The sequence below is a fragment of the Pseudomonas sp. PDM28 genome (genome assembly GCF_019219115.1).
Lineage (GTDB): Bacteria > Pseudomonadota > Gammaproteobacteria > Pseudomonadales > Pseudomonadaceae > Aquipseudomonas > Aquipseudomonas laurylsulfatiphila.
The window spans coordinates 101,923-121,777 of sequence record NZ_JAHUWG010000009.1 but is presented as its reverse complement, the minus strand read 5'-3'; the positions used below and the strand labels follow the sequence as shown (position 1 = coordinate 121,777).

The window sequence follows — 19,855 nt, the reverse complement described above, 5'->3', positions numbered from 1 at the left end:
CCTGGTGAACCCAGGCGGGGCTTTTTTATATCCCTGAATATCCCCCAATCCCCTGTGGGAGCGAGCTTGCTCGCGATAGCGGAATGATATTCAACATTGGTGCTAGCTGATCCACCGCTATCGCGAGCAAGCTCGCTCCCACAAGGACCTATGCTGGCCTGAAGGTTAGTGCCTCAGGCACATCCACATCCCACAACACACCTGGATCATCCACAGTCACTTCGACCACCCGCCCTTGGGCAAACAGCGGTTTCGCGCCACGATCCCCCGATAGCGCCATCAACCCCGCTGCGAAGTCCCGCCCAAACCCGACCGGATGCCCATACTTACCTCCCTGTACCGGCACACTGATGCTGTCATTGCCAATACCCGCCACCACTTGCTCGATACTGGACGGCAGGATGAACGGCATATCCCCCAGCACCATCAGCCAGCCATCGAGTTGTTTGCAGGCAGCGACCCCGGCGGCAATGCTGTCGCCCATTCCCGTCGATTCGATCAGCACAATCTCGCAGCCATAGGCCTGAGCCATGCGAATCACTTGCGGGCGGTCAGCAGTGGTCACCAATACGCGTTTGCCCAGCGTCGCCGGCAGGTTGACCAATGTGTGTTCAATGACGGATCGAACCGCGCCGTCACGCCCCGTGCAATCGACCAGCAATTTATCCTTTTCGACACCCGCCACCTGACGAAACCGGCTGCCCTGCCCCGCCGCCAGTACGACGACGCCAATGGACTCGCTCATACCTTCTCCCGCCAGACTTTCTTCTGTTTCAGTTCGACGCCATTTTTGACCGCGACGATTTCCGCCATGAGCGACAAGGCAATTTCCGCTGGATTATGACTGCCGATGTGCAAGCCGATCGGACCATGCAAACGGTCAATCGCCGGTTGCGACAAACCCAGTTGAGCCAGGTTTTCCCGGCGCTTCTGGCTGTTGACCCGAGATCCCAGCGCTCCAACGTAAAAGGCTTTGGAATCCAGGGCCGTGAGCAGCACCATGTCGTCCAGGCGCGGATCATGGGTCAAGGCCACGATGGCCGTGCGCTCATCGGTCTGGATATTCAATACCGCCTCATCCGGCATGCCCGAGACGAATCGTCCGTGCTGCTCTTCCCAACCGTAGACGAACTCGCTGCGCGGATCGCAAATCAGCACCTCGAAATCCAGCAGACGAGCCATTTCCGCGACATAGCGCGACAGCTGCCCCGCGCCGATCAGCAACAAGCGCCAGCGCGGCCCATAGATCGCCCGCAAGGTCTGACCGTCGAACGTCAAGACGTCAGCTTTATTGGCCGGCTGCAAAAGCACTTCGCCGGTGGCCAGGTTCAGTTCACGGGCAACGATTTCATGGGCCTCGCATCGGGTCAGCAGTTGCTCGACCCAATCCCCATCGTCGATGCGCTCCTCGGTCAAGCGCAAGGTGCCGCCGCAGGGCAAGCCGAAGCGTGCGGCTTCCTCACGGGTCACGCCATACGTGATCAGTTGCACCGGTGCCCCGTCCAGTGCGAGACGGCCGTCGTGCAGCCGGGCAATCAAGTCATCCTCGACACACCCGCCGGAAACCGAACCAATCACCACACCGTCGTCACGCAGGGCCAGCATGGCGCCGGGTGCCCGGGGCGCAGTGCCCCAGGTTTCGACCACGCTGTACAACACTACCCGCTGACCGGCGCGCTGCCATTGCAGCACACTGCGCAGGACGTTCAGGTCGGCGCTGTCCATCAGGCTCCAGCCTGCTGCCAGCCCGACAACTGATAACGAACCGGCAGGTTGCGGATGCGCTTGCCGGTGGCAGCAAAGATCGCGTTGCACAGGGCCGGCGCAATCGGTGGCACACCCGGTTCACCGACACCGCCCAATGGCACGTCACCCGGCGGCGTCACCAGATGCACGGCCACCTCTTTCGGCGCCAGGGACATCCGCGCCACTTCGTACATGTGGAAGTTATCCTGCTGGACCTTGCCGTCCTTGAAGCTGATTTCCCCAAGCACCGCATTACCCAGGCCCATGACGCAGGCACCCTCGAATTGCGCGCGAATCCGCTCGGGATTGATCTGCGGCCCGCAATCGACGGCGATGTCGGCCTTGTGCACCACCAGCGTACCGTCGTCTTTGACCTCGACCTCGATCACCGCCGCCACATAGGTTACGAAGCTGTAATGCACCGCCAGGCCCAGGCCGCGCCCCTTGGGCAGCTCACGCCCCCATCCGGCGGCTTTGGCGGCGGTCTCCAGTACCGTGCGCAGGCGCGCGGTGTCGATCGGATACCGCTCGGGGGATTCACCGTAGTTCCACTCTTCGCTCAAGGTGCGCGGATCGATCCGACGGTCCGGGCCGAGCAATCTGATCTGGTACTTCAGCGGATCTTCCCCGGCCTTGTGCGCCAGCTCATCGATAAAACTCTGGATCGCGAAGCCATGGGGAATGTTCGACACCGAGCGATACCAGCCGACGCGGGTATGCACCGTGGCCTCGGGGTTTTCCAGGCGAATGTTGGGGATCGCATACGCCATGTTGGTGAAGCCCATGCCCAGTTCGAACGCCGCCTCGTGATTCATTCCCGGCGCAAACAACGCCGTGATGCTCGGTGCCACCGTACGGTGCAGCCAGCCGGACGGCAGACCGTCCTTATTCAGGCCGGCCTTGAGGTATTCGGCCGATACGGTGTGGAAGTAGGAGCAATGAATGTCGTCTTCGCGGGTCCATTGCACCCGCACCGCTTTGCCGGGGAATTCCTTGGCGAGGATCGCGGCTTCGATGATGAAGTCAGGCTTGGACTTGCGCCCGAACCCACCGCCCAGCAAGGTCACGTTGAACGTGACCTTTTCGAACGGCAGCCCCAGGCGTTCACCGATCCGTTCCCGGGTGACCTGCGGTGCCTGGCTTGGCCCCCAGGCCTCGCACGCACCGTCCTTGAACCGTGCAATGGCGACCATCGGCTCCATCGGCGACTGTGACAAATGCGGCAAATAGTAAGAGGCTTCCAGCGTACTATCGGCGCTGCTCATGGCCTCGTCGATGTTGCCGGTATTGCGCACCACCTTGCCAGGCTTGAGCGAGGCCGCTTCGAGCTCCTTGCGATAGGCGATCGAGTCGTAGCTGGCGTTGGGGCCGTCATCCCACTCGATTTTAAGCGCCTCGCGCCCCTTGATCGCCGCCCAGGTATTGCTCGCCACCACGGCGATGCCACCCAGGGGCTGGAACTCCGAAGGCAACGGACGGCTTTCGATCTGCAGCACCTTGACCACGCCGGGGACTTTCATCGCCGCGCTACCGTCGAAACTTTTGACTTTGCCGCCATACACCGTGGGTCGGGCAATGGTCGCGTACAGCATGCCGTCGATATGCACGTCGGCACCGTACACCGCACGGCCGTTGACGATGTCTTCACCGTCGATGGCTTTGGTGCCTTCCTTGCCGATGTAACGGAATTCCGAAGGCTGCTTGAGCCTCAGGCTGTCACGCGCCGGTACGGCCAAAGCGCTGGCAGCGGCGGCGAGCGCGCCATAATCCAGTTCGCGGCCCGAGGGTTTATGGATGACTTTATGCAGTTGCGCATGGCACTCGCCCACCGACACTTTCCACTGGTCAGCGGCGGCCTGCTCCAGCATGGCGCGTGCAGCAGCCCCGCAACGACGCATCGGTTCGTACCAGTGGCGCATGCTGCGTGAGCCGTCGGTGTCCTGGTTGCCGAAGCGTGCTTCATCGCCCGGGGCCTGCTGTACCTTGACCCGCGCCCAATCGGCTTCCAGCTCATCAGCCACCACCATGGTCAGGCTGGTGCGCACGCCTTGGCCCATTTCCGAGCGGTTGCAGATCACGGTCACCGTGCCATCGGCGGCGATGCTCACATAGACTTTCGGATCATCGACCCAGCCGTGGGGCATGCCGTCGGCGCCGAACTTCTTGTCTTTTTCTTCGGCAAAAGCGTCTTGCCAGCCCCAACTCGCCGCCAATACCAGCGCACTGGTGGCGCCCACGCCTTTGAGAAAGCCACGGCGACTGAGCTGGCTCAGATTGCTCAGGGTGAAATCATTCGGTAACCGGCTCATGCCTTGGCCTCCTTCAGGTGAGTGGAGGCCTGGCGGATGGCGGTCTTGATACGGTTGTAGGTGCCGCAGCGGCAGATGTTGCCGACCATCGCTTCTTCAATCTGCTCGTCGCTGGGGTTCGGATGGGTCTTGAGCAGCGCTGTCGCCGACATGATTTGCCCACCCTGGCAGAAACCGCATTGGGCGACCGCCGTGTCGAGCCAGACTTGCTGGACGACTTTGCCGATCGGGTCGGCGTGCAGGTTGTCGATGGTGCTGACATTCTGACCGACGACGGAACCGATGGGTGTGATGCAACTGCGTGCCGGAGCCCCTTCGATATGAATGGTGCAGGCCCCGCACAGGCCCATGCCGCAACCGAATTTGGTGCCGTTGTAACCGGCCACGTCGCGGATCGCCCAGAGCAGCGGCATGTCCTCGGTGACGTCGAGTTGATGGTCTTGACCATTGAGTTTCAGGGTAATCATGGGCACGCCCGCATGGATCTTGAGTGATGGGGTCGAGCAATCTGCCACTGGAACACGGTGGGTCGCACGCAGATCGACTCAGGCTAATCGGCTCTCTTGTGCGGACGCAAACGGTCTGCACCGGGCCTTTGGTGGAGCAAGAGTGTGCATCGTTAGCTGACTAAGTTAACCGAGCATTAACAAAAAAGCCCTGCACAACAAACATCGTGCAGGGCTTTTTGATCTGTCCTGAAAGCTTAGCTCAATACCGGTTCGGTTCCATTTCCAGTTCGACATGGAAACGGTCTGAAATGTCTTTCTGGATGCGCTGCGCCAGGTTCAGCAATTGCAGGCCCGTTGCGCCGCCATAGTTGACCAGCACCAGTGCCTGCAACTTGTGAACACCTGCGTCGGCATCGCGAAAACCTTTCCAGCCCGCCCGCTCGATCAACCAGCCAGCGGCCAGTTTCATCTGCCCGTCGGGTTGCGCATAGGCCACCAGATCCGGGTATTCGCCCTTGAGCCGTGCAGCCAGCGCCGCCGACACCAAAGGGTTCTTGAAGAAACTGCCGGCATTGCCGAGTACGGCCGGGTCCGGGAGTTTCTCGTTGCGGATGCTGCAAATGGCCCGGCTGACATCGCTGGCGGTCGGATGGTCGATACCCTGTTCGGTCAAGCGCTGACGCACCGGGCCGTACTCCAAATGCAAATGCGCGACACGGTCGAGGGCGAAACGCACACGCAGGATCAACCAGCGCCCCGGTTCCTGCTTGAACAGGCTGTCGCGGTAAGCGAAGTTGCACTGCGCCAGGCTGAAGTCGCGCAGTTCGCCGGTCTGGCGATCGAGGGCGGTCAGGCCCGCGAACACGTCCTTGATCTCGACCCCGTAGGCGCCGATGTTCTGCATCGGTGCAGCACCCACGGTGCCGGGAATCAGGCTGAGGTTTTCCAGGCCGGACAACCCAAGCGCCAGGGTGTGTTGCACAAAGGGATGCCAGGGTTCGCCCGCCTCGGCCTCGATCACCACTTTGCCGTCGTCATCGCTCAGCACGCGAATCCCGCGAGTGGCCATGCGCAGCACCAGTGAGTCGATATCCGCCGTCAGCAGCAGGTTGCTGCCACCGCCGATCACCAGTACCGGGACCTTGTGCTCCAGCCCATAGGCCAGGGCTTCGCGCACATCGGCGTCGCTATGGGCCTCGGCAAACAGCCGGGCCTGGACATCTACGCCAAAGCTGTTGAACGGCTTGAGCGACACCTGCGATTGAACCTGCAAACTCATAACCGTCCCTTCAATTCAATCACCAGCAAATCACTGGCGCGCTCGATCAGGTCCAACACCTGTTCGAAGCCTTGCTCGCCGTCGTAGTACGGGTCCGGCACTTCATCGATCGGCGACTGGTAACGGCGCAGGAACAGATCCAGCTCGGCCTTGCCCTTGGCGGGCTGCAAGGTCTTGAGGTTGCGCAGGTTGCTGTTGTCCATCGCGAGGATCAGGTCGTAGGTGGCAAAATCGGCGCGGCTGACTTGCCGGGCGCGCTGGGCCGACAAGTCGTAACCGCGCAGCTTCGCCGCGGCCTGGCTGCGCTTGTCCGGCGCCTTGCCGACATGCCAGTCACCGGTGCCGGCGGAAGCGACCTCAACCTGATCGGCCAGCCCCGCTTCGCGCAGCTTGTGCCGCAGCACGCCTTCGGCCGTGGGAGAACGGCAGATGTTGCCCAGGCACACGAACAAAACGCGCATCACGCCTCCAGCAGGCGACGAACGCGCTCGAGGTCTTCAGGGGTATCGACGCCGGCCGGCGGCGCGATCAAGGCGTCGGCCACGTGGATCCGCACGCCGTGCCACAGGGCACGCAGCTGTTCCAGGCACTCGGTGTTTTCCAGCCAGCATGGACCCCAGTTGACGAAATCCTGCAGGAAACCGGCGCGGTAGGCATAGATGCCGATATGGCGGCGATACGGCACACCTTCCGGCAACTGCTCAGGGTTCACGGCAAATGCATCCCGCGCCCAGGGCAAGGTGGAGCGACTGAACGTCAGCGCCAGGCCATTGAGGTCGCTGACGACCTTGACCACGTTGGGATTGAACAGGGTGTCCGCGTCTTCGATCGGCTCGGCCAGGGTGGCCATACGCGCTTCAGCGTGGGCGGCCAGATTGGCGGCAACCTGATCGATCACGCTCGGCGGGATCAGCGGCTCGTCGCCCTGGACGTTGACGACGATGGCATCAGGCGCCAGGCCCAGCTTCATCGCGACTTCGGCCAGGCGATCGGTGCCGGAATTGTGATCCTCACGGGTCAGCACCACTTCGGCACCGAAGCCATTGCAGGCCTCGACGATGCGCGCGTCGTCAGTGGCAACCACCACCCGCCCGGCGCTGCTTTTGCACGCCTGTTCCCAGACGTGCTGGATCATCGGCTTGCCGGCGATCAGCAGTAGCGGCTTGCCTGGCAGGCGGGTGGAGGCATAACGCGATGGAATGACAACGGTAAAGGCTGTGGTCATTTATCCAGACGCTCATCGGTGGTCAGGGTGCGCGCTTCCGACTCCAGCATCACCGGGATGCCATCGCGAATCGGGTAGGCCAGGCCGGCGCCCTTGCTGATCAGCTCGGTCTTGTCGGCGCTGAGCTTGAGCGGGCCTTTGCAGACCGGGCAAGCGAGGATGTCGAGCAATTTGGTGTCCATGAGGATTCCCTGGAAAAAACGGAGTTAAGGCAACAAACGATCCGGCAGCAAGCGCATCAACTGTGTGTCGAACCAGGCCACGAAGGCCGGCGACGGCACGGCATCGACCGCCAGGTACCACCAGTCGGCGGCGGCAAAGGCACGGCATTTCACCGCGTCTTTTTCCGTCATCACCAACGGCAATGACGGCGTGAAATTCAACGCCTGCACGCTGTATTCGGCGTGGTCGGCAAACGCATGTGGAACAGGCTGCCAGTGTAGCGTTTCGAGGGTCTTGAAGAAACGTTGCGGATTGCCGATACCGGCCACCGCGTGCAGGGCCTGGCCGGCGGAAAAAAGATCGAGGGGACGGCGTTCACCACTGCGCAGATTGACCAGTGCAGTGGGTTGCAATTGAAAGGCAAAGCCATCGTCGCGGTCGGATGCGGCACCGTTGTAGAGCACCGCGTCGACGCTTTGCAAGCGCTCGACCGGTTCACGCAATGGCCCGGCGGGCAGGCAACGGCGGTTGCCCAGACCACGGGCGGCGTCGATCAGCACCAGTTCGAGGTCACGGGCCATGCGATAGTGCTGCATGCCGTCGTCGGACAGGATCAGATCCAGCGGCTCACTGGCCAGCAAGGCTTTGACGGCGCTGCTGCGATTGGGGTCGATCATCAGCGGCACGCCCGTGCGCTGGACAATCAGCAGCGGCTCGTCACCGGCGACGTCGGCGCTCTGCTCGGCCTCGACCCGCCACGGCAACTGCGGCGGTTTGGCGCCATAGCCGCGGCTGACCACGCCGACCCGCAGGCCGCTGCGCTGACAATGCTGGATCATCCACAGAATCAGCGGCGTTTTGCCGGTACCGCCAACGGTGATGTTGCCAACCACGATCAACGGCACCGGCGGCTGATAGATCTCGCCCTCACCCGCCAGAAAGCGCTTGCGCTTGTTCATGACCACGCGGCGGTACAGCCATTCCAGTGGCTGCAACAGCTTCAGGGCCGGATGACCTGCGTACCACGCGGCGAGCAATCGATCGGACATGGCCATCAGGGCGCGGGAGGCGCCGCCTCGATGGTGGTCATGCGCAAGTGACTGAAGCCGAGTTTGCCGGCGGCATCCATGGCCGTCACCACGGACTGATGCTGAGTCTTGCCGTCAGCACTGATGGACAGCGGCCGGTTGGTGTCGCCGTTGGCTTCTCTTTGCAGCGCGTCCATCAGCGAGGCCAGGTCGCTTTTTGGCAGGACCTGGTTGTTCACCGAGAACACCCCGTCGGCGCTGATGGCGATGTCCAGCGGCTTGCTCTGGTCGGCCGGCGTGCCGCTGACGGCTTCCGGCAGCTCGACGCGCAGTTGGGTCTCACGGGTAAAGGTGGTGGTCACGACGAAAAACAGCAGCAGGACAAACACCACGTCGATCAGCGACACGAGGTTGATGTCCACGTTCTCCCGTTGCTTGCGGCGGAATTTCACGCTTTGCCCTCGGCCAGATCAACGTCACGGTCGCCCTGCACCACTTCAACCAGCTTGATCGCCTCCTGTTCCATGCCCACGACGAGTTCATCGATGCGCCGTTGCAGAAACCGGTGGAAGAACACCGCCGGGATACCGACGATCAGCCCCGAAGCCGTGGTAATCAAGGCTTTGGAAATACCGCCGGCCAGCACGGCGGCGTTGGTCATCATGCCCGTACCCATGAACGAACTGAAGATATCGATCATGCCCAACACGGTACCCAGCAGACCCAGCAACGGCGCCATGGCGGCAATGGTGCCCAGTGCGTTGATGTAGCGCTCCAGCTCGTGGATCACCCGGGCTGCGGCCTCTTCGATACACTCCTTCATGATCTCGCGACCATGTTTTGAGTTGGCCAGGCCGGCCGCCAGGATCTCGCCCAACGGGGAGTTGGCGCGCAGTTCCTTGAGTTTTTCCTTATTGAGCTGTTTGTCCTTGATCCAGACCCAGACCTGCCCGAGCAAGTGCTCCGGGGTCACGCGGCTGGCGCGCAGAGTCCAGAGACGTTCGGCGACGATGGCCATGGCCACGATGGAGCTCAGAATGATCGGCAGCATCATCCAGCCGCCGGATTTGACCAATTCCCACACAGTGACAGTCCCCTCGAAAAAGTGCGCCACTCTAACATAGGGGGTGGGCGCACCGAAGACCGTGATGTCGCAACCGGTCGGGCTTTGATAACGCTCGGTCATGGGTTCAAAGGCGGCGGATCGCGCCAGAAACGCCGCTCCTGGCGCATTGTCCACGGTGGCTCGAAGCGCCCCAGTTGCAGACGAATGGCACCCTGCTCGACGCTGTCGTAGATCGCCATCCCGCGTTTTTGATAACGCGCGATGACCGTGGGATGCGGATGGCCAAACGAATTGCCCTGGCCGCGGGAGATCAGCGCCCCTTTAGGTTGCAGGACATCCAGCAGGGCGTTAGACGACGAACTGCGACTGCCATGGTGTGGCGCCTGCAGCCAGTCGATGGGCAGGGCCAACGGACTGTCCAGCAGGGCTCTTTCGGCGGCGGCATCGATGTCGCCACTCAACAGCAATCGTTCGCCATTGGCCTCGATCAACAAGACACAAGAGTTCTGGTTGCTGTCGCCGGCCAATTGCCAGTGCCAAAGCTGGAAATCGACGTCATCCCAGGTCCATTGCCGGCCGCTCTCACACCGCCCGGCCTGCAACTCCACAGGCAAGTCTGACGGTTCACCACTGATCACCTGTTTCACCGGCAAGCCCTTGGCAATCGCCGGGGCACCGCCGGCATGATCGGCATGGGCGTGGCTGATCAGCATCAGGTCGAGGCCCTTCACTCCGAGTTTGCGCAACGCCGGCAGCACCACCCGCTCCCCCTGGTCGAGTTCACCGAATCGCGGTCCGGCGTCATACAGCAAGGTGTGATGCCGGGTTCGCACCAGAACAGCCAACCCCTGCCCCACGTCCAGCTGCCAGACTTCAGCGATGCCTTGCGGCAGCGTTGACCGTGGTGGAAACACCAGCAACAGCAGCAGAGGCCAACCCAACGGGCGCAGCGGAACGCCACGCGGCAACAGCAGCAGAAAAGCGCCCAGCGCGCCGAGGCTCCATACCCCCAAAGGAATCGCCTCCGGCACCCACGCGGGTAGCACCTCGGCCAACAACGCCAGGCCCCTGAACAACCCACCAATCAATCCGCCTGCCAGCCACAATAGGCCCTCGCCCACATAGGGCACCGGCAACAGCAATGTCCCGAGCAAGGCCGGTGGCAACACCAGCAGACTGATCCACGGCACCGCCAGCAAATTGGCTGCCGGACCGCTAAGGCTGATCGGCAATCCCAATATCAACAGTAACGGGCACAATCCGATTGCAATCAGCCACTGGGCACGGGTCCAGGTTTGCCACCATCGCCAGGGCCCCAACCGGCCGCCGAAGGTCAAAATCAAGACGGCCACGGCTGCGAAAGACAGCCAGAAACCAGGCTGGAGACTCGCCAGCGGCTCCAGCAGCAAAATGCCGCAGAGTGCCAGCAATAGCGGCCACCATGCACCGAGATGACGAAACCGCAGACGCCACAACAACACCAGGCCCAGCATCAGACAGGCTCGCCGCACCGGCACTCCGAATCCGGCCAGCATCCCGTAACCGAGCGCAGCGGCGAATGCCAGGCCACACGCCCAAGGCAGCCATGGCAGACGGTTCGGCCATAACCCAAGGCGGGCCAGGCCGGCAACCAGCAGATACACGACGCCCGCCAGCAAGCCGATGTGCTGCCCGGAAATCACCAACAGATGCACCGTGCCGGTGTCCTGCAATACCTGCCAGTCTTCGCGACTCAGCCCGGCACCGTCCCCGAGCACTAACGCCGTCAACGCGCCGCCCCGCCCCTGGGCATCCACCGCTTGCAAACGCTGGCGGATGCCATCGCGCCAGGCCCATTGGGCTGGCGCAAGGCGTTCGCCCTGCTTGACCGTCCCGGTCGCCCCGATGTGTTGCGCCAGCAACCAGGCCTGGTAATCGAACGCCTGCGGATTGAGGAGCCCCACCGGACGCTTCAATTTGACTGCCAGACGCCAGCGCTCACCACTGTTCACCGACGGCCCGCCGTACCAGGACAGGCGCATTTGCCGCGGCAGCCGGGTACGCCGGGACTGGATGTCGGTCAATTCGAAACGCACGACACCGTCGTCATGCTGGGGCAAACCTGTGACCCGTCCTTCGACCCAGCGGGTTTCTCCGTCCAGCGCCGGCGGCAACCGATCATCCAGCGCCCATTGCGCATTCGCGCAGGCCCAACTCAGACCGAACAGGTAAAACGCCACCGGATACGCCCTGAACGGCAACAACATCAAACCCGCCACCGGCATCGCCAGCCACAACCAGACCGGCGGCAAAGCCGGTAAAAAACGCAAAGTCAGCAGACCCAGCGCCAACGCCATCATCCCTGTGCGCATAAGCCCGTCCTTGAGAGTCCCCTCCAAGGCTTAGCCCGCCCGTCGCGCGGACGCCGTTATCAATTGTCACAAAGTCTGAATGGGCAGTTCATAGAATCCAGACATACTTGCCCTCCTGACCGACCGAGAAGCCTTATGCCCCGGCGCTTATTCAAACGTTACATGCCAGACCCGATGAGCATCAGGGAACACAAGTCCTTACGCTTTCTCGGCACGCTGCTGCATGACCCGAACCTGTGGCACCTCAACCGCCACTCCGTGGCCCGTGCCATGGCGGTGGGTCTGTTCGCGGCGTTCCTGCCAATCCCGTTGCAGATGCTGCTGGCGGCAACCCTCGCCATTATCGTGCGTGGCAACATGCCGATTGCCGTGAGCCTGGTCTGGCTGACCAACCCGATCACCATGCCTGCCGTGTTCTTTTGCACCTACCAGACCGGCGCCTGGCTAATGGACGTCCCCGCCCGGCAGTTGCCGGACTCACTGACCTGGGAATGGATCAGGGGCGAAATCTCGACCTTGTGGCAACCGTTCCTGTTGGGTTCGGTAGTGACGGGGCTGGCACTCGGCGCGCTGTCCTACTTCATGGTGATGACGTATTGGCGCTGGTGGGTGGCAAGGCAATGGAAGCGGCGCAAGAAGAGCCGGATGTGAAAATGCAAAACGGCCTCCGCTGTGGGAGGCCGTTTTTTTTGCGGTGCCTGGTCTGACGCCATCGCGGGCAAGCCCGCTCCCACAAGGATCTGCTGAGTGACATAAATCGCATTCACACCAGAAACCTGTGGGAGCGGGCTTGCTCCGGGCGGCGTTCCGACGATACAGACAACTCGGTATTTCTCAGGTGCGCATCCCGCGACCGCTGACCAGCAACCGTGCACAACCGATATACAGCACTACGGTCGCCACCAGCATGAAAGCGATGGCCACACTAATGCGGATATCCGATACGCCAAGAATGCCGTAACGGAATGCGTTGACCATGTGCAGCACCGGGTTGGCCAGTGATACGGTCTGCCAGAACGGCGGCAGCAAGCTGATCGAATAGAAGACCCCGCCCAGGTAGGTCAGTGGCGTCAGCACGAAAGTCGGAATGATCGAAATATCATCGAAGTTGCGCGCAAACACGGCGTTGATGAAGCCCAGCAGCGAGAAGATGGTCGCCGTCAGCACCACCACCAGAATCGTCACGCCCAGGTGATGCACCTGCAAGTGGGTGAAGAACAGCGACAGCAGGGTCACGATGATCCCCACCATCAAGCCGCGCAGCACGCCACCCAGGGTGTAGCCGATCAGGATGGTATGCGGCGACAGCGGCGAAACCATCAGTTCTTCGATGGAACGCTGGAATTTGCTGCCGAAGAAACTCGACACCACGTTGCCGTAGGAGTTGGTGATCACCGACATCATGATCAGCCCCGGCACGATGTACTCCATATAGGTGAAGCCACCCATGTCACCGATTTGTCGACCGATCAGGTTACCGAAGATCACGAAGTACAGGACCATGGTGATGGCCGGTGGCAGCAGGGTCTGCGGCCAGATCCGGGTGAAACGCCGGACTTCACGGTAAACGATGGTGTTGAGGGCAATGAGGTTGGGGCGCAACTCGGAACTCATACCGCCACCTTCGACAGATTTTTCTCCACCAGGGACACGAACAACTCCTCGAGGCGATTGGTTTTGTTACGCAGGCTCAGCACTTCGATGTTCTGCTGCGCCAGTTGGGTGAACAGCGCGGTGATGCCCATGGACTTTTCCACCTGGACTTCCAGGGTGTGGCTGTCGATCAGCCGGGACGGGTAGCCGAGCAACTGAGGCGCGGCGGGCAGGTCGCCCTTGAGGTCCAGCAGAAAGGTTTCGACATGCAGTTGGCTGAGCAGCTGACGCATGCTGGTGTTCTCGACGATGGTGCCATGGTCGATGATGCCGATGTTGCGGCACAACTGCTCAGCCTCTTCCAGGTAATGGGTGGTGAGGATGATGGTGATGCCTTTCTGGTTCAGCTCGGTAAGGAAGCTCCACATCGAGCGACGCAGCTCGATGTCCACCCCGGCAGTCGGTTCGTCGAGGATCAGCAGGCGCGGTTCATGCACCAGCGCGCGGGCGATCATCAGGCGACGCTTCATGCCGCCGGACAGTGAACGCGACGGCACGTCCTTCTTGTCCCACAGCCCCAGTTGGGTCAGGTACTGTTCGGCGCGTTCCTTGGCGATTTTCGCCGGGATGCCGTAGTAGCCGGCCTGGGTCACGACGATGTCGAAGGTCTTTTCGAACTGGTTGAAGTTGAATTCCTGAGGCACCACGCCGATGCAGCGCTTGAGCTGCGCAGGATTGCGGTCCAGGTCGTGACCGAAGATATTCACCGTGCCGCTGGTCTTGTTCACCAGGGTCGAGAGAATGCCGATGGTCGTGGATTTGCCGGCGCCGTTGGGGCCGAGCAAGGCGAAAAAGTCACCTTCGGCGACGTCCAGATCGATACCACTCAGGGCCTGGAAACCGTTGCCGTAGGTTTTGGTTAGCTGCCGGATGGACAGAGCGGAACTCATATCTGATTTACGCACCAAGAAGGGAAGAAAGGGATAAGTATGGGCGGCGGCGAACAATACAACCGCAACAACTTGGCACAATGGTGCTTGTCGCCGCCGCACAAGTACAGTCAAGCGTGTCGATAGTGAGTATTAAGTCAACGCGGTCATGACCGCCTTTTGATACGCCGGACGCTGTTTCAACCGCGCGTACCAGGCCTGCAGATGCGGTAGTGGTGCCCGCTCGATCGGCATCTCGAACCAGGCATAAATGAAACTGCCCAAGGGAATATCACCCATACCGATCTCGTCTCCGGACAGGTATGGCTTGTTCGCCAGCGCCTGGTCGGCCATCGCCAGCAGCGTGTCGCACTCCTTGATCGCCGCCTTGATGGCGGGCCAGTCCTGCTGGTCTGCCGGGGTACGCAGCACGCCCCAGAACACGGTGCGGAACGGGCCGGCAAAGCTTGAGGTGGTCCAGTCCATCCATTTGTCGGCAGTGGCACGGGCTTGCAGATCCGCGGGGAACCAGGCCGTGTCGGCGGCGTGGCGGGCCATCAGGTATCGCACGATGGCGTTGGATTCCCACAACACGAAACCATCGTCCTCGATAACCGGCACTCGACCGTTGGGGTTCATCGCGCGGTACTCGGGTGTATCGACGACACCAAAAGCGCCACCGGCATCGATAGCCTCGTAGGCCAGGCCCAGTTCTTCGGCGGCCCACAATGGCTTTCTCACATTCGACGAGTTTTTCCGACCCCAGATCTTCAGCATGACCGCCTCTTTTTTGGTAAGTGGGCAGGCAGCATACGCCGGATCAGGTGCGACTCAAATCGCTCTGCATGTCACCCAACAGCGGTTGCAGTTGCTCACCGAACAGGTGCGGATAGCATTTTTCCAGGTGTTCGAAAAAGAACGCTTCAGGGACGTCGGCGAACTGGCCGTGATCGACGAGGTACTCCATCAGCTTCGCACCATCACGGTTGAAGGGATGAAAAACACTGTCGTTGATCCCGTCGAATTCCAGCGGCGCCACATTGAACAGCTCGCAAAGTTTGCGGTTGAACGCCGGCGTCGCCTTGATCCAGCGACCCTGCAAGTAAAACTCGGTGTAGCCGTGCATGGCGAACATGTCGCTCTTGAGCAATTCAAGCAGCCGAGGCGTCGACAAATGATTGCGCACATCCGCCAGGCCGATCCGCGCGGGAATCCCGCAATGCCGCGCTGCACCTGCCAGCAACGTGGCCTTGGGCACGCAGTAACTCTCCCCGGTCGCCAATGCATGACTGCCGCGCAGGGTCTGCGGATCGCGACTGAAGGTGTACGGGTTGTAGCGCACCGCTTCGCGCACGGCGTAATAGAGACTGATCGCCTGCTCAAGCGGATCGCGACTGGCACCACGGTGTTTTTCGGCGAACTCCACCACGGACGGATGGTCACTATCGATGAAGCGGCCGGGACTCAGGTACTCGTGCATGAGAATAATCTCCAGGGGAAGCCCCGAGTCTAGCGAGAGCTTCAGCACAGAGATAACGACGTTTCGGCCAAACATGGGCGCTTTGCCGCTCGTTCAATGAAGGTTGTTCCCACGCGTGCGGCCCATCTGGCACACGAAAATCATCCTGGGTCACCACCCGCCTGTTTTGCGGATGCGGTCTAAGCTCTGAGGGCTGGTTCGCCCTGGTTTCACGGAGGAATAAATATGCTGCTGTTGTGGATACTGGTTCTGCTGGTCGGTATTGCTTATCTGGCCCACCGCCGCATTGCCCCGCTGCCCGCCCTGGTCATCGTGGCCGTCTATGTCGTGGCCATGGGCGCTTTCAGCCGCGCGCCGGGCTGGTTACTGCTGGTTTTCTGGGTATTGATCGCTGCCGTTGCCGCGCCCTTGCTGCTACCCGACCTGCGTCGCAAATTGTTCAGCGCGCCGATGTTCAACTGGTTCCAGAAAACCCTGCCGCCGATGTCGCAGACCGAACGCGATGCCATCGATGCCGGTACGGTGTGGTGGGACGGAGAGCTGTTCAGTGGCCGTCCGGACTGGAACAAACTGCTGTCCTATCCCAAAGCGCAATTGAACGAAGAAGAACAGGCTTTCATCGACGGGCCGACCGAAACACTCTGCACCATGGTCAATGAATGGCAGCTCGGTCAAACCATGGACCTGCCGCCCGAAGCCTGGACGTTCATCAAGGACAACGGCTTTTTCGCCCTGATCATCCCCAAGGAGTTTGGCGGCAAAGGCTTCTCTGCCTATGCCCACTCGCAAGTGGCGATGAAACTGGCGAGCCACAGCGGCGACCTCGCCTCCACCGTGATGGTCCCCAACTCCCTCGGCCCGGCCGAATTGTTGCTGCACTACGGCACTGACGAACAACGCAATCATTACCTGCCACGCCTGGCACGCGGCGACGACATTCCGTGCTTTGCCCTTACCGGACCGCTGGCCGGCTCCGACGCGGGCGGCATGCCGGACTCCGGGGTGATCTGCAAAGGTGAATGGGAAGGCCAGGAGGTTCTCGGCCTGCGCCTGAACTGGGAAAAGCGTTACATCACCCTCGGCCCGGTGGCTACCCTCCTCGGTCTGGCCTTCAAGGCCTATGACCCGGATCACCTGCTGGGCGACAAGGAAGACCTGGGCATCAGCCTGGCGCTGATTCCGACCGACACCGCCGGTGTCGAGATCGGCCGCCGGCATCTACCGTTGGGCGCCGCGTTCATGAATGGCCCGAACTCGGGCAAGGACGTGTTCGTCCCGCTGGAGTTCCTCATTGGCGGCCAGGAAATGCTCGGCAAGGGCTGGATGATGCTGATGAATTGCCTGTCGGTAGGGCGTTCGATTTCCCTGCCGGCGGTGGGCACCGGCATGGCCAAGTTCACCAGCCTGGTGACGGGCCAATACGCGCAGATTCGTGAGCAGTTCAATGTACCGATTGCCGCATTCGAGGGCATACAGGAAGCCATGGCCCGCATTGGCGGCAACGCCTGGATGATGGATGCCGCCCGCATGCTGACTGCCAATGCAGTCGACCTGGGCGAGAAACCGTCGGTAATGTCGGCGATTCTCAAGTACCACCTGACCGAGCGCGGCCGCGACTGCATCAGCGATGCCATGGATGTGCACGGCGGCAAGGCGATCATCATGGGGCCGAACAATTACCTGGGCCGCAAATGGAACGGCGCGCCGATTTTTATCACGGTGGAAGGCGCGAACATTCTTTCGCGCAACCTGATGATCTTCGGTCAGGGTGCGATTCGCTGCCACCCCTTCGTGCTCAAGGAAATGGCCCTCGCGGGCCGTGAAGACAAGGATCAGGCGCTCAGAGAATTCGACGAGCTGCTGCTCAAGCACATCGGTTTTGCCGTGGGCAACGCCGCCAGTACGCTGGTGCTGAATCTCGGTTTCGGGCACCTCGAACATACCCCGGGCGACAAACTCAGCCAGGGTTACTTCCGCGCCCTCAATCGTCAGGCCGCGGCATTCGCCCTGCTCGCCGACCTCAGCATGATGTTGCTGGGCGGCGCACTGAAACGCCGGGAACGCCTGTCCGCACGGCTGGGTGACGTAATGAGCAACCTTTACCTGGCCTCTGCGGCACTCAAGCGCTATCACGATCTCGACACACCGGAGTACATGACGCCGCTGGTGAGCTGGGCCATGGAAGAAAGCCTGGGGCAGGCGGAACGGGCCATGGATGAGCTGCTGAACAACTTCCCGAACAAAGTCGTGGGCTGCCTGTTGCGGGTGATCGTGTTCCCGCTCGGTCGCCGGCACAAAGGCCCTTCGGACAGGCTCGCGGCCGAAGTCGCTGCCTTGATTGGCCGCACCAAGGGCGACCCTGCCCTGGAGGAATTGCTCCTGGGTTGCTATCGCCCACAGGCGAGCGACGATCCGGTCGGCGCCTTGCAACACGCCTGCAACCTGTTGAGTGCCGCACAGCCGCTGCAGAAAAAGCTGCATGTGGCACTCAAGAGCGGCCAGGTCAAACCGCTGGCCGGCGAGTCGCTGATCGATGCCGCGCTCGAGGCTGGCGTATTGCAGCCGGTGGAAGCGCAAACCCTGCGTGAAGCCGAGGCGGCCCGGCGCAAGGTGATCGATGTCGATGACTTTGACCAGGAGGCTTTGGCACTGGCCGAGGGAAAAGTCCGCTGATCCCTTCAAACATGTAAAAACGGGCGCGGGCGCTTTATACTCCCGCGCCCGTTTTGCTCTTGAGGACTTATCTCGTGTCCAACATCGTTGCCGATCATCTCGTTTTACTCGACCACCTGCGCAGCATCCTGGTCGCCGTAGGTGAGGCCGAGCAGGTTCCCGACGAAAGCCATGCCTTGTTCCTTGAGCGCTTCGACGAGCTGCTGGCGTTACTGCCTGTCGATCCGATCGAAAGCCAGTACCTGGGCCAGGACATTCTGTGCCAGGTCATCACTCGCTATCCGCAAATCGCGCACCTGGTGCCGCGTGACCTGCTGTGGTATTTCGCCGGTGACTGCCTGCATTACATGCCCGATGATGAAATCGACCTGTACCAGGCCCTGGAAGAGCGTCGCTTCGAAGCCGAACAGAACGACGAGCCTTTCGACTGGAACCAGGAAAAGCAGCTGCTGGCGTTGTCGAACCAGGACAGCAAGCACTGATCTGCAAAAGATCGCAGCCTTCGGCAGCTCCTACAGGAACTGCCGATGGCTGCGATACTTTGTTTCGACCTTTAGAACAAGCCGTCACTCTCCGGCAGTTCATACTCCGATGGCGACCAGCCCGGACCATTCGACCGACCCGGCTTGCCCAGCGTCGGCTCCTTCGCCAGACATTCCACCAGGTAATCGATCAACACCCGTAGCTTGGGCGGCAGGTATCGGGTTGGTGAATGCAGCAACCAGGCGCCGCCATGGTAGGACGCCAGAAAGGTCCAGTCCGGCAGCACTTGCACCATCAAACCCTTCTCCAGGGCATGGCGCGCCGTGAAATACGGCAGGCTGCCAATACCGATGTGCTGCAACACCGCGCCATAACGTACACCGGTGTGATTGGCGGCATATCGCCCGCGCACTCCCACGGTTACCGTCTTGCTGCCTTTCTTGAATTTCCAGCGTGCGTCACTGGGTGTTTCGCCCAGGTAAATGCAACTGTGATTGAGCAAGTCATGGGGATGAGTCGGCGTCCCATGTTCGGCCAGATACTGCGGAGTGGCGCAGAGCATGTGATCGATGGTCAGCAACTGCCGCCCCACCAGACCCGCAGGCGGCCGATCGGTGATGCGAATCGCCAGGTCGACATGATCGTCGATCAAATCGACCTGGCGGTCCTCAAGCAACAGCTCCACATCCACCTTGGGATAACGCCGCAAGAACTCCGGCATGTGCGGGTGAATCACGATTCGGCCCACCGCTTTCGGCACGCTGATACGCACCAGCCCCTCGGGTTCATCGGTGAACTGACCACTGATTTCCATCACTGACCGCGCGGCATTGACCATTTCCTGGCACCGCTTGAACACCTCCTCGCCACCGTCGCTCAGACGCAACTTGCGTGTGGTGCGTTGCAGCAACCGGGTGGCGAGCGCCTTCTCCAGGCGCGAAATGCTGCGACTGACCGCCGAGGGCGAAGAGCCCAACTGACGAGCAGCCTCGGAGAAACTGCCCGTCTCGACAACCTTGACGAAAATCGCCATTTCACCCAGCAGCGGCAGAGGAAGATTTATGCTCACAACGCAACAGTCC

Annotated in this window: 20 protein-coding genes; 3 read left to right on the top strand and 17 right to left on the bottom strand. The window is 61.3% G+C overall.

All coding sequences use genetic code 11. From position 1 onward, the window contains the following. Positions 1 to 148: 148 nt before the first annotated feature. The 12 genes from KW841_RS20940 to KW841_RS20885 all read right to left on the bottom strand — a co-directional run bounded on the left by KW841_RS20940 (position 149) and on the right by KW841_RS20885 (position 11,615). On the bottom strand, positions 149 to 745 hold the full coding sequence (locus tag KW841_RS20940; protein ID WP_218479603.1) for an NTP transferase domain-containing protein: 597 nt from the start codon (positions 743 to 745) through the stop codon (positions 149 to 151). Then, entirely contained in the window at positions 742 to 1,725 is a 984-nt protein-coding gene (locus KW841_RS20935) for an XdhC family protein (protein ID WP_218479602.1), read from the bottom strand. Before KW841_RS20935 ends, KW841_RS20940 begins: the two co-directional genes overlap by 4 nt. After that, entirely contained in the window at positions 1,725 to 4,055 is a 2,331-nt protein-coding gene (locus KW841_RS20930) for a xanthine dehydrogenase family protein molybdopterin-binding subunit (protein ID WP_218479601.1), read from the bottom strand. The genes KW841_RS20935 and KW841_RS20930 overlap by 1 nt, the downstream gene beginning before the upstream one ends. Further along, the gene (locus KW841_RS20925; protein WP_218479600.1) at positions 4,052 to 4,522 is read right to left on the bottom strand and encodes a (2Fe-2S)-binding protein; all 471 of its coding nucleotides are present in this window, start codon (positions 4,520 to 4,522) and stop codon (positions 4,052 to 4,054) included. The genes KW841_RS20930 and KW841_RS20925 overlap by 4 nt, the downstream gene beginning before the upstream one ends. 241 nt (positions 4,523 to 4,763) lie before the next feature. Further along, positions 4,764 to 5,783: a UDP-N-acetylmuramate dehydrogenase gene (gene murB / locus KW841_RS20920; protein WP_218479599.1), complete on the bottom strand. Its 1,020-nt coding sequence runs from the start codon at positions 5,781 to 5,783 to the stop codon at positions 4,764 to 4,766. Continuing rightward, positions 5,780 to 6,244 (bottom strand): low molecular weight protein-tyrosine-phosphatase, encoded by a 465-nt coding sequence (locus KW841_RS20915; RefSeq protein ID WP_218479598.1) that lies wholly within the window; start codon positions 6,242 to 6,244, stop codon positions 5,780 to 5,782. The genes murB and KW841_RS20915 overlap by 4 nt, the downstream gene beginning before the upstream one ends. After that, on the bottom strand, positions 6,244 to 7,008 hold the full coding sequence (gene kdsB / locus KW841_RS20910) for a 3-deoxy-manno-octulosonate cytidylyltransferase (RefSeq protein ID WP_218479597.1): 765 nt from the start codon (positions 7,006 to 7,008) through the stop codon (positions 6,244 to 6,246). Before kdsB ends, KW841_RS20915 begins: the two co-directional genes overlap by 1 nt. Further along, entirely contained in the window at positions 7,005 to 7,190 is a 186-nt protein-coding gene (locus tag KW841_RS20905) for a Trm112 family protein (protein ID WP_003179363.1), read from the bottom strand. The genes kdsB and KW841_RS20905 overlap by 4 nt, the downstream gene beginning before the upstream one ends. A 24-nt stretch (positions 7,191 to 7,214) precedes the next feature. Beyond that, entirely contained in the window at positions 7,215 to 8,225 is a 1,011-nt protein-coding gene (gene lpxK / locus KW841_RS20900) for a tetraacyldisaccharide 4'-kinase (protein ID WP_218479596.1), read from the bottom strand. Beyond that, on the bottom strand, positions 8,225 to 8,650 hold the full coding sequence (locus KW841_RS20895; RefSeq protein WP_218479595.1) for a biopolymer transporter ExbD: 426 nt from the start codon (positions 8,648 to 8,650) through the stop codon (positions 8,225 to 8,227). Before KW841_RS20895 ends, lpxK begins: the two co-directional genes overlap by 1 nt. Then, complete coding sequence (locus KW841_RS20890; protein ID WP_032829396.1) at positions 8,647 to 9,282, bottom strand: MotA/TolQ/ExbB proton channel family protein; 636 nt, start codon at positions 9,280 to 9,282, stop codon at positions 8,647 to 8,649. Before KW841_RS20890 ends, KW841_RS20895 begins: the two co-directional genes overlap by 4 nt. Positions 9,283 to 9,380: 98 nt before the next feature. Continuing rightward, entirely contained in the window at positions 9,381 to 11,615 is a 2,235-nt protein-coding gene (locus KW841_RS20885) for a DNA internalization-related competence protein ComEC/Rec2 (protein WP_218479594.1), read from the bottom strand. A 135-nt stretch (positions 11,616 to 11,750) separates the two neighbouring features. On the opposite strand from KW841_RS20885, the gene KW841_RS20880 reads away from it, so the two are divergent. Next, the gene (locus KW841_RS20880) at positions 11,751 to 12,266 is read left to right on the top strand and encodes a DUF2062 domain-containing protein (RefSeq protein ID WP_007972350.1); all 516 of its coding nucleotides are present in this window, start codon (positions 11,751 to 11,753) and stop codon (positions 12,264 to 12,266) included. 183 nt (positions 12,267 to 12,449) lie between these two features. Here the strand turns inward: KW841_RS20880 and KW841_RS20875 are convergent, their stop codons facing one another. From KW841_RS20875 to KW841_RS20860, 4 genes are all read right to left on the bottom strand, one after another. Next, positions 12,450 to 13,229 (bottom strand): ABC transporter permease, encoded by a 780-nt coding sequence (locus KW841_RS20875; RefSeq protein ID WP_218479593.1) that lies wholly within the window; start codon positions 13,227 to 13,229, stop codon positions 12,450 to 12,452. Next, positions 13,226 to 14,158 (bottom strand): ABC transporter ATP-binding protein, encoded by a 933-nt coding sequence (locus KW841_RS20870; protein ID WP_102700913.1) that lies wholly within the window; start codon positions 14,156 to 14,158, stop codon positions 13,226 to 13,228. Before KW841_RS20870 ends, KW841_RS20875 begins: the two co-directional genes overlap by 4 nt. A gap of 132 nt (positions 14,159 to 14,290) precedes the next feature. Beyond that, the gene (locus KW841_RS20865) at positions 14,291 to 14,914 is read right to left on the bottom strand and encodes a glutathione S-transferase family protein (protein ID WP_218479592.1); all 624 of its coding nucleotides are present in this window, start codon (positions 14,912 to 14,914) and stop codon (positions 14,291 to 14,293) included. A 43-nt stretch (positions 14,915 to 14,957) separates the two neighbouring features. Then, positions 14,958 to 15,617 (bottom strand): transglutaminase family protein, encoded by a 660-nt coding sequence (locus tag KW841_RS20860; RefSeq protein WP_102700915.1) that lies wholly within the window; start codon positions 15,615 to 15,617, stop codon positions 14,958 to 14,960. A 225-nt stretch (positions 15,618 to 15,842) separates the two neighbouring features. Here KW841_RS20860 and KW841_RS20855 point away from each other — a divergent pair, with 225 nt between their 5' ends. Continuing rightward, the gene (locus KW841_RS20855; RefSeq protein WP_218479591.1) at positions 15,843 to 18,290 is read left to right on the top strand and encodes an acyl-CoA dehydrogenase; all 2,448 of its coding nucleotides are present in this window, start codon (positions 15,843 to 15,845) and stop codon (positions 18,288 to 18,290) included. A gap of 74 nt (positions 18,291 to 18,364) precedes the next feature. After that, positions 18,365 to 18,772, top strand: coding sequence for a PA2817 family protein (locus KW841_RS20850; protein ID WP_007972361.1), 408 nt, complete (start codon positions 18,365 to 18,367; stop codon positions 18,770 to 18,772). A 71-nt stretch (positions 18,773 to 18,843) separates the two neighbouring features. On the opposite strand, the gene KW841_RS20845 is transcribed toward KW841_RS20850, so the two are convergent. Beyond that, positions 18,844 to 19,842: a LysR family transcriptional regulator gene (locus tag KW841_RS20845; protein WP_116579969.1), complete on the bottom strand. Its 999-nt coding sequence runs from the start codon at positions 19,840 to 19,842 to the stop codon at positions 18,844 to 18,846. Positions 19,843 to 19,855: the final 13 nt, after the last annotated feature.

Excerpts from the sequence above, each read along its gene's own strand:
- KW841_RS20885 (WP_218479594.1), bottom strand. The coding sequence starts at position 11,615 with ATGCGCACAGGGATGATGGCGTTGGCGCTGGGTCTGCTGACTTTGCGT.
- KW841_RS20855 (WP_218479591.1), top strand. The coding sequence starts at position 15,843 with ATGCTGCTGTTGTGGATACTGGTTCTGCTGGTCGGTATTGCTTATCTG.
- KW841_RS20935 (WP_218479602.1), bottom strand. The coding sequence starts at position 1,725 with ATGGACAGCGCCGACCTGAACGTCCTGCGCAGTGTGCTGCAATGGCAG.
- kdsB (WP_218479597.1), bottom strand. The coding sequence starts at position 7,008 with ATGACCACAGCCTTTACCGTTGTCATTCCATCGCGTTATGCCTCCACC.
- KW841_RS20870 (WP_102700913.1), bottom strand. The coding sequence starts at position 14,158 with ATGAGTTCCGCTCTGTCCATCCGGCAGCTAACCAAAACCTACGGCAAC.
- KW841_RS20925 (WP_218479600.1), bottom strand. The coding sequence starts at position 4,522 with ATGATTACCCTGAAACTCAATGGTCAAGACCATCAACTCGACGTCACC.
- KW841_RS20905 (WP_003179363.1), bottom strand. The coding sequence starts at position 7,190 with ATGGACACCAAATTGCTCGACATCCTCGCTTGCCCGGTCTGCAAAGGC.
- KW841_RS20930 (WP_218479601.1), bottom strand. The coding sequence starts at position 4,055 with ATGAGCCGGTTACCGAATGATTTCACCCTGAGCAATCTGAGCCAGCTC.
- KW841_RS20875 (WP_218479593.1), bottom strand. The coding sequence starts at position 13,229 with ATGAGTTCCGAGTTGCGCCCCAACCTCATTGCCCTCAACACCATCGTT.
- murB (WP_218479599.1), bottom strand. The coding sequence starts at position 5,783 with ATGAGTTTGCAGGTTCAATCGCAGGTGTCGCTCAAGCCGTTCAACAGC.
- lpxK (WP_218479596.1), bottom strand. The coding sequence starts at position 8,225 with ATGGCCATGTCCGATCGATTGCTCGCCGCGTGGTACGCAGGTCATCCG.
- KW841_RS20940 (WP_218479603.1), bottom strand. The coding sequence starts at position 745 with ATGAGCGAGTCCATTGGCGTCGTCGTACTGGCGGCGGGGCAGGGCAGC.
- KW841_RS20880 (WP_007972350.1), top strand. The coding sequence starts at position 11,751 with ATGCCCCGGCGCTTATTCAAACGTTACATGCCAGACCCGATGAGCATC.
- KW841_RS20860 (WP_102700915.1), bottom strand. The coding sequence starts at position 15,617 with ATGCACGAGTACCTGAGTCCCGGCCGCTTCATCGATAGTGACCATCCG.
- KW841_RS20865 (WP_218479592.1), bottom strand. The coding sequence starts at position 14,914 with ATGCTGAAGATCTGGGGTCGGAAAAACTCGTCGAATGTGAGAAAGCCA.
- KW841_RS20915 (WP_218479598.1), bottom strand. The coding sequence starts at position 6,244 with ATGCGCGTTTTGTTCGTGTGCCTGGGCAACATCTGCCGTTCTCCCACG.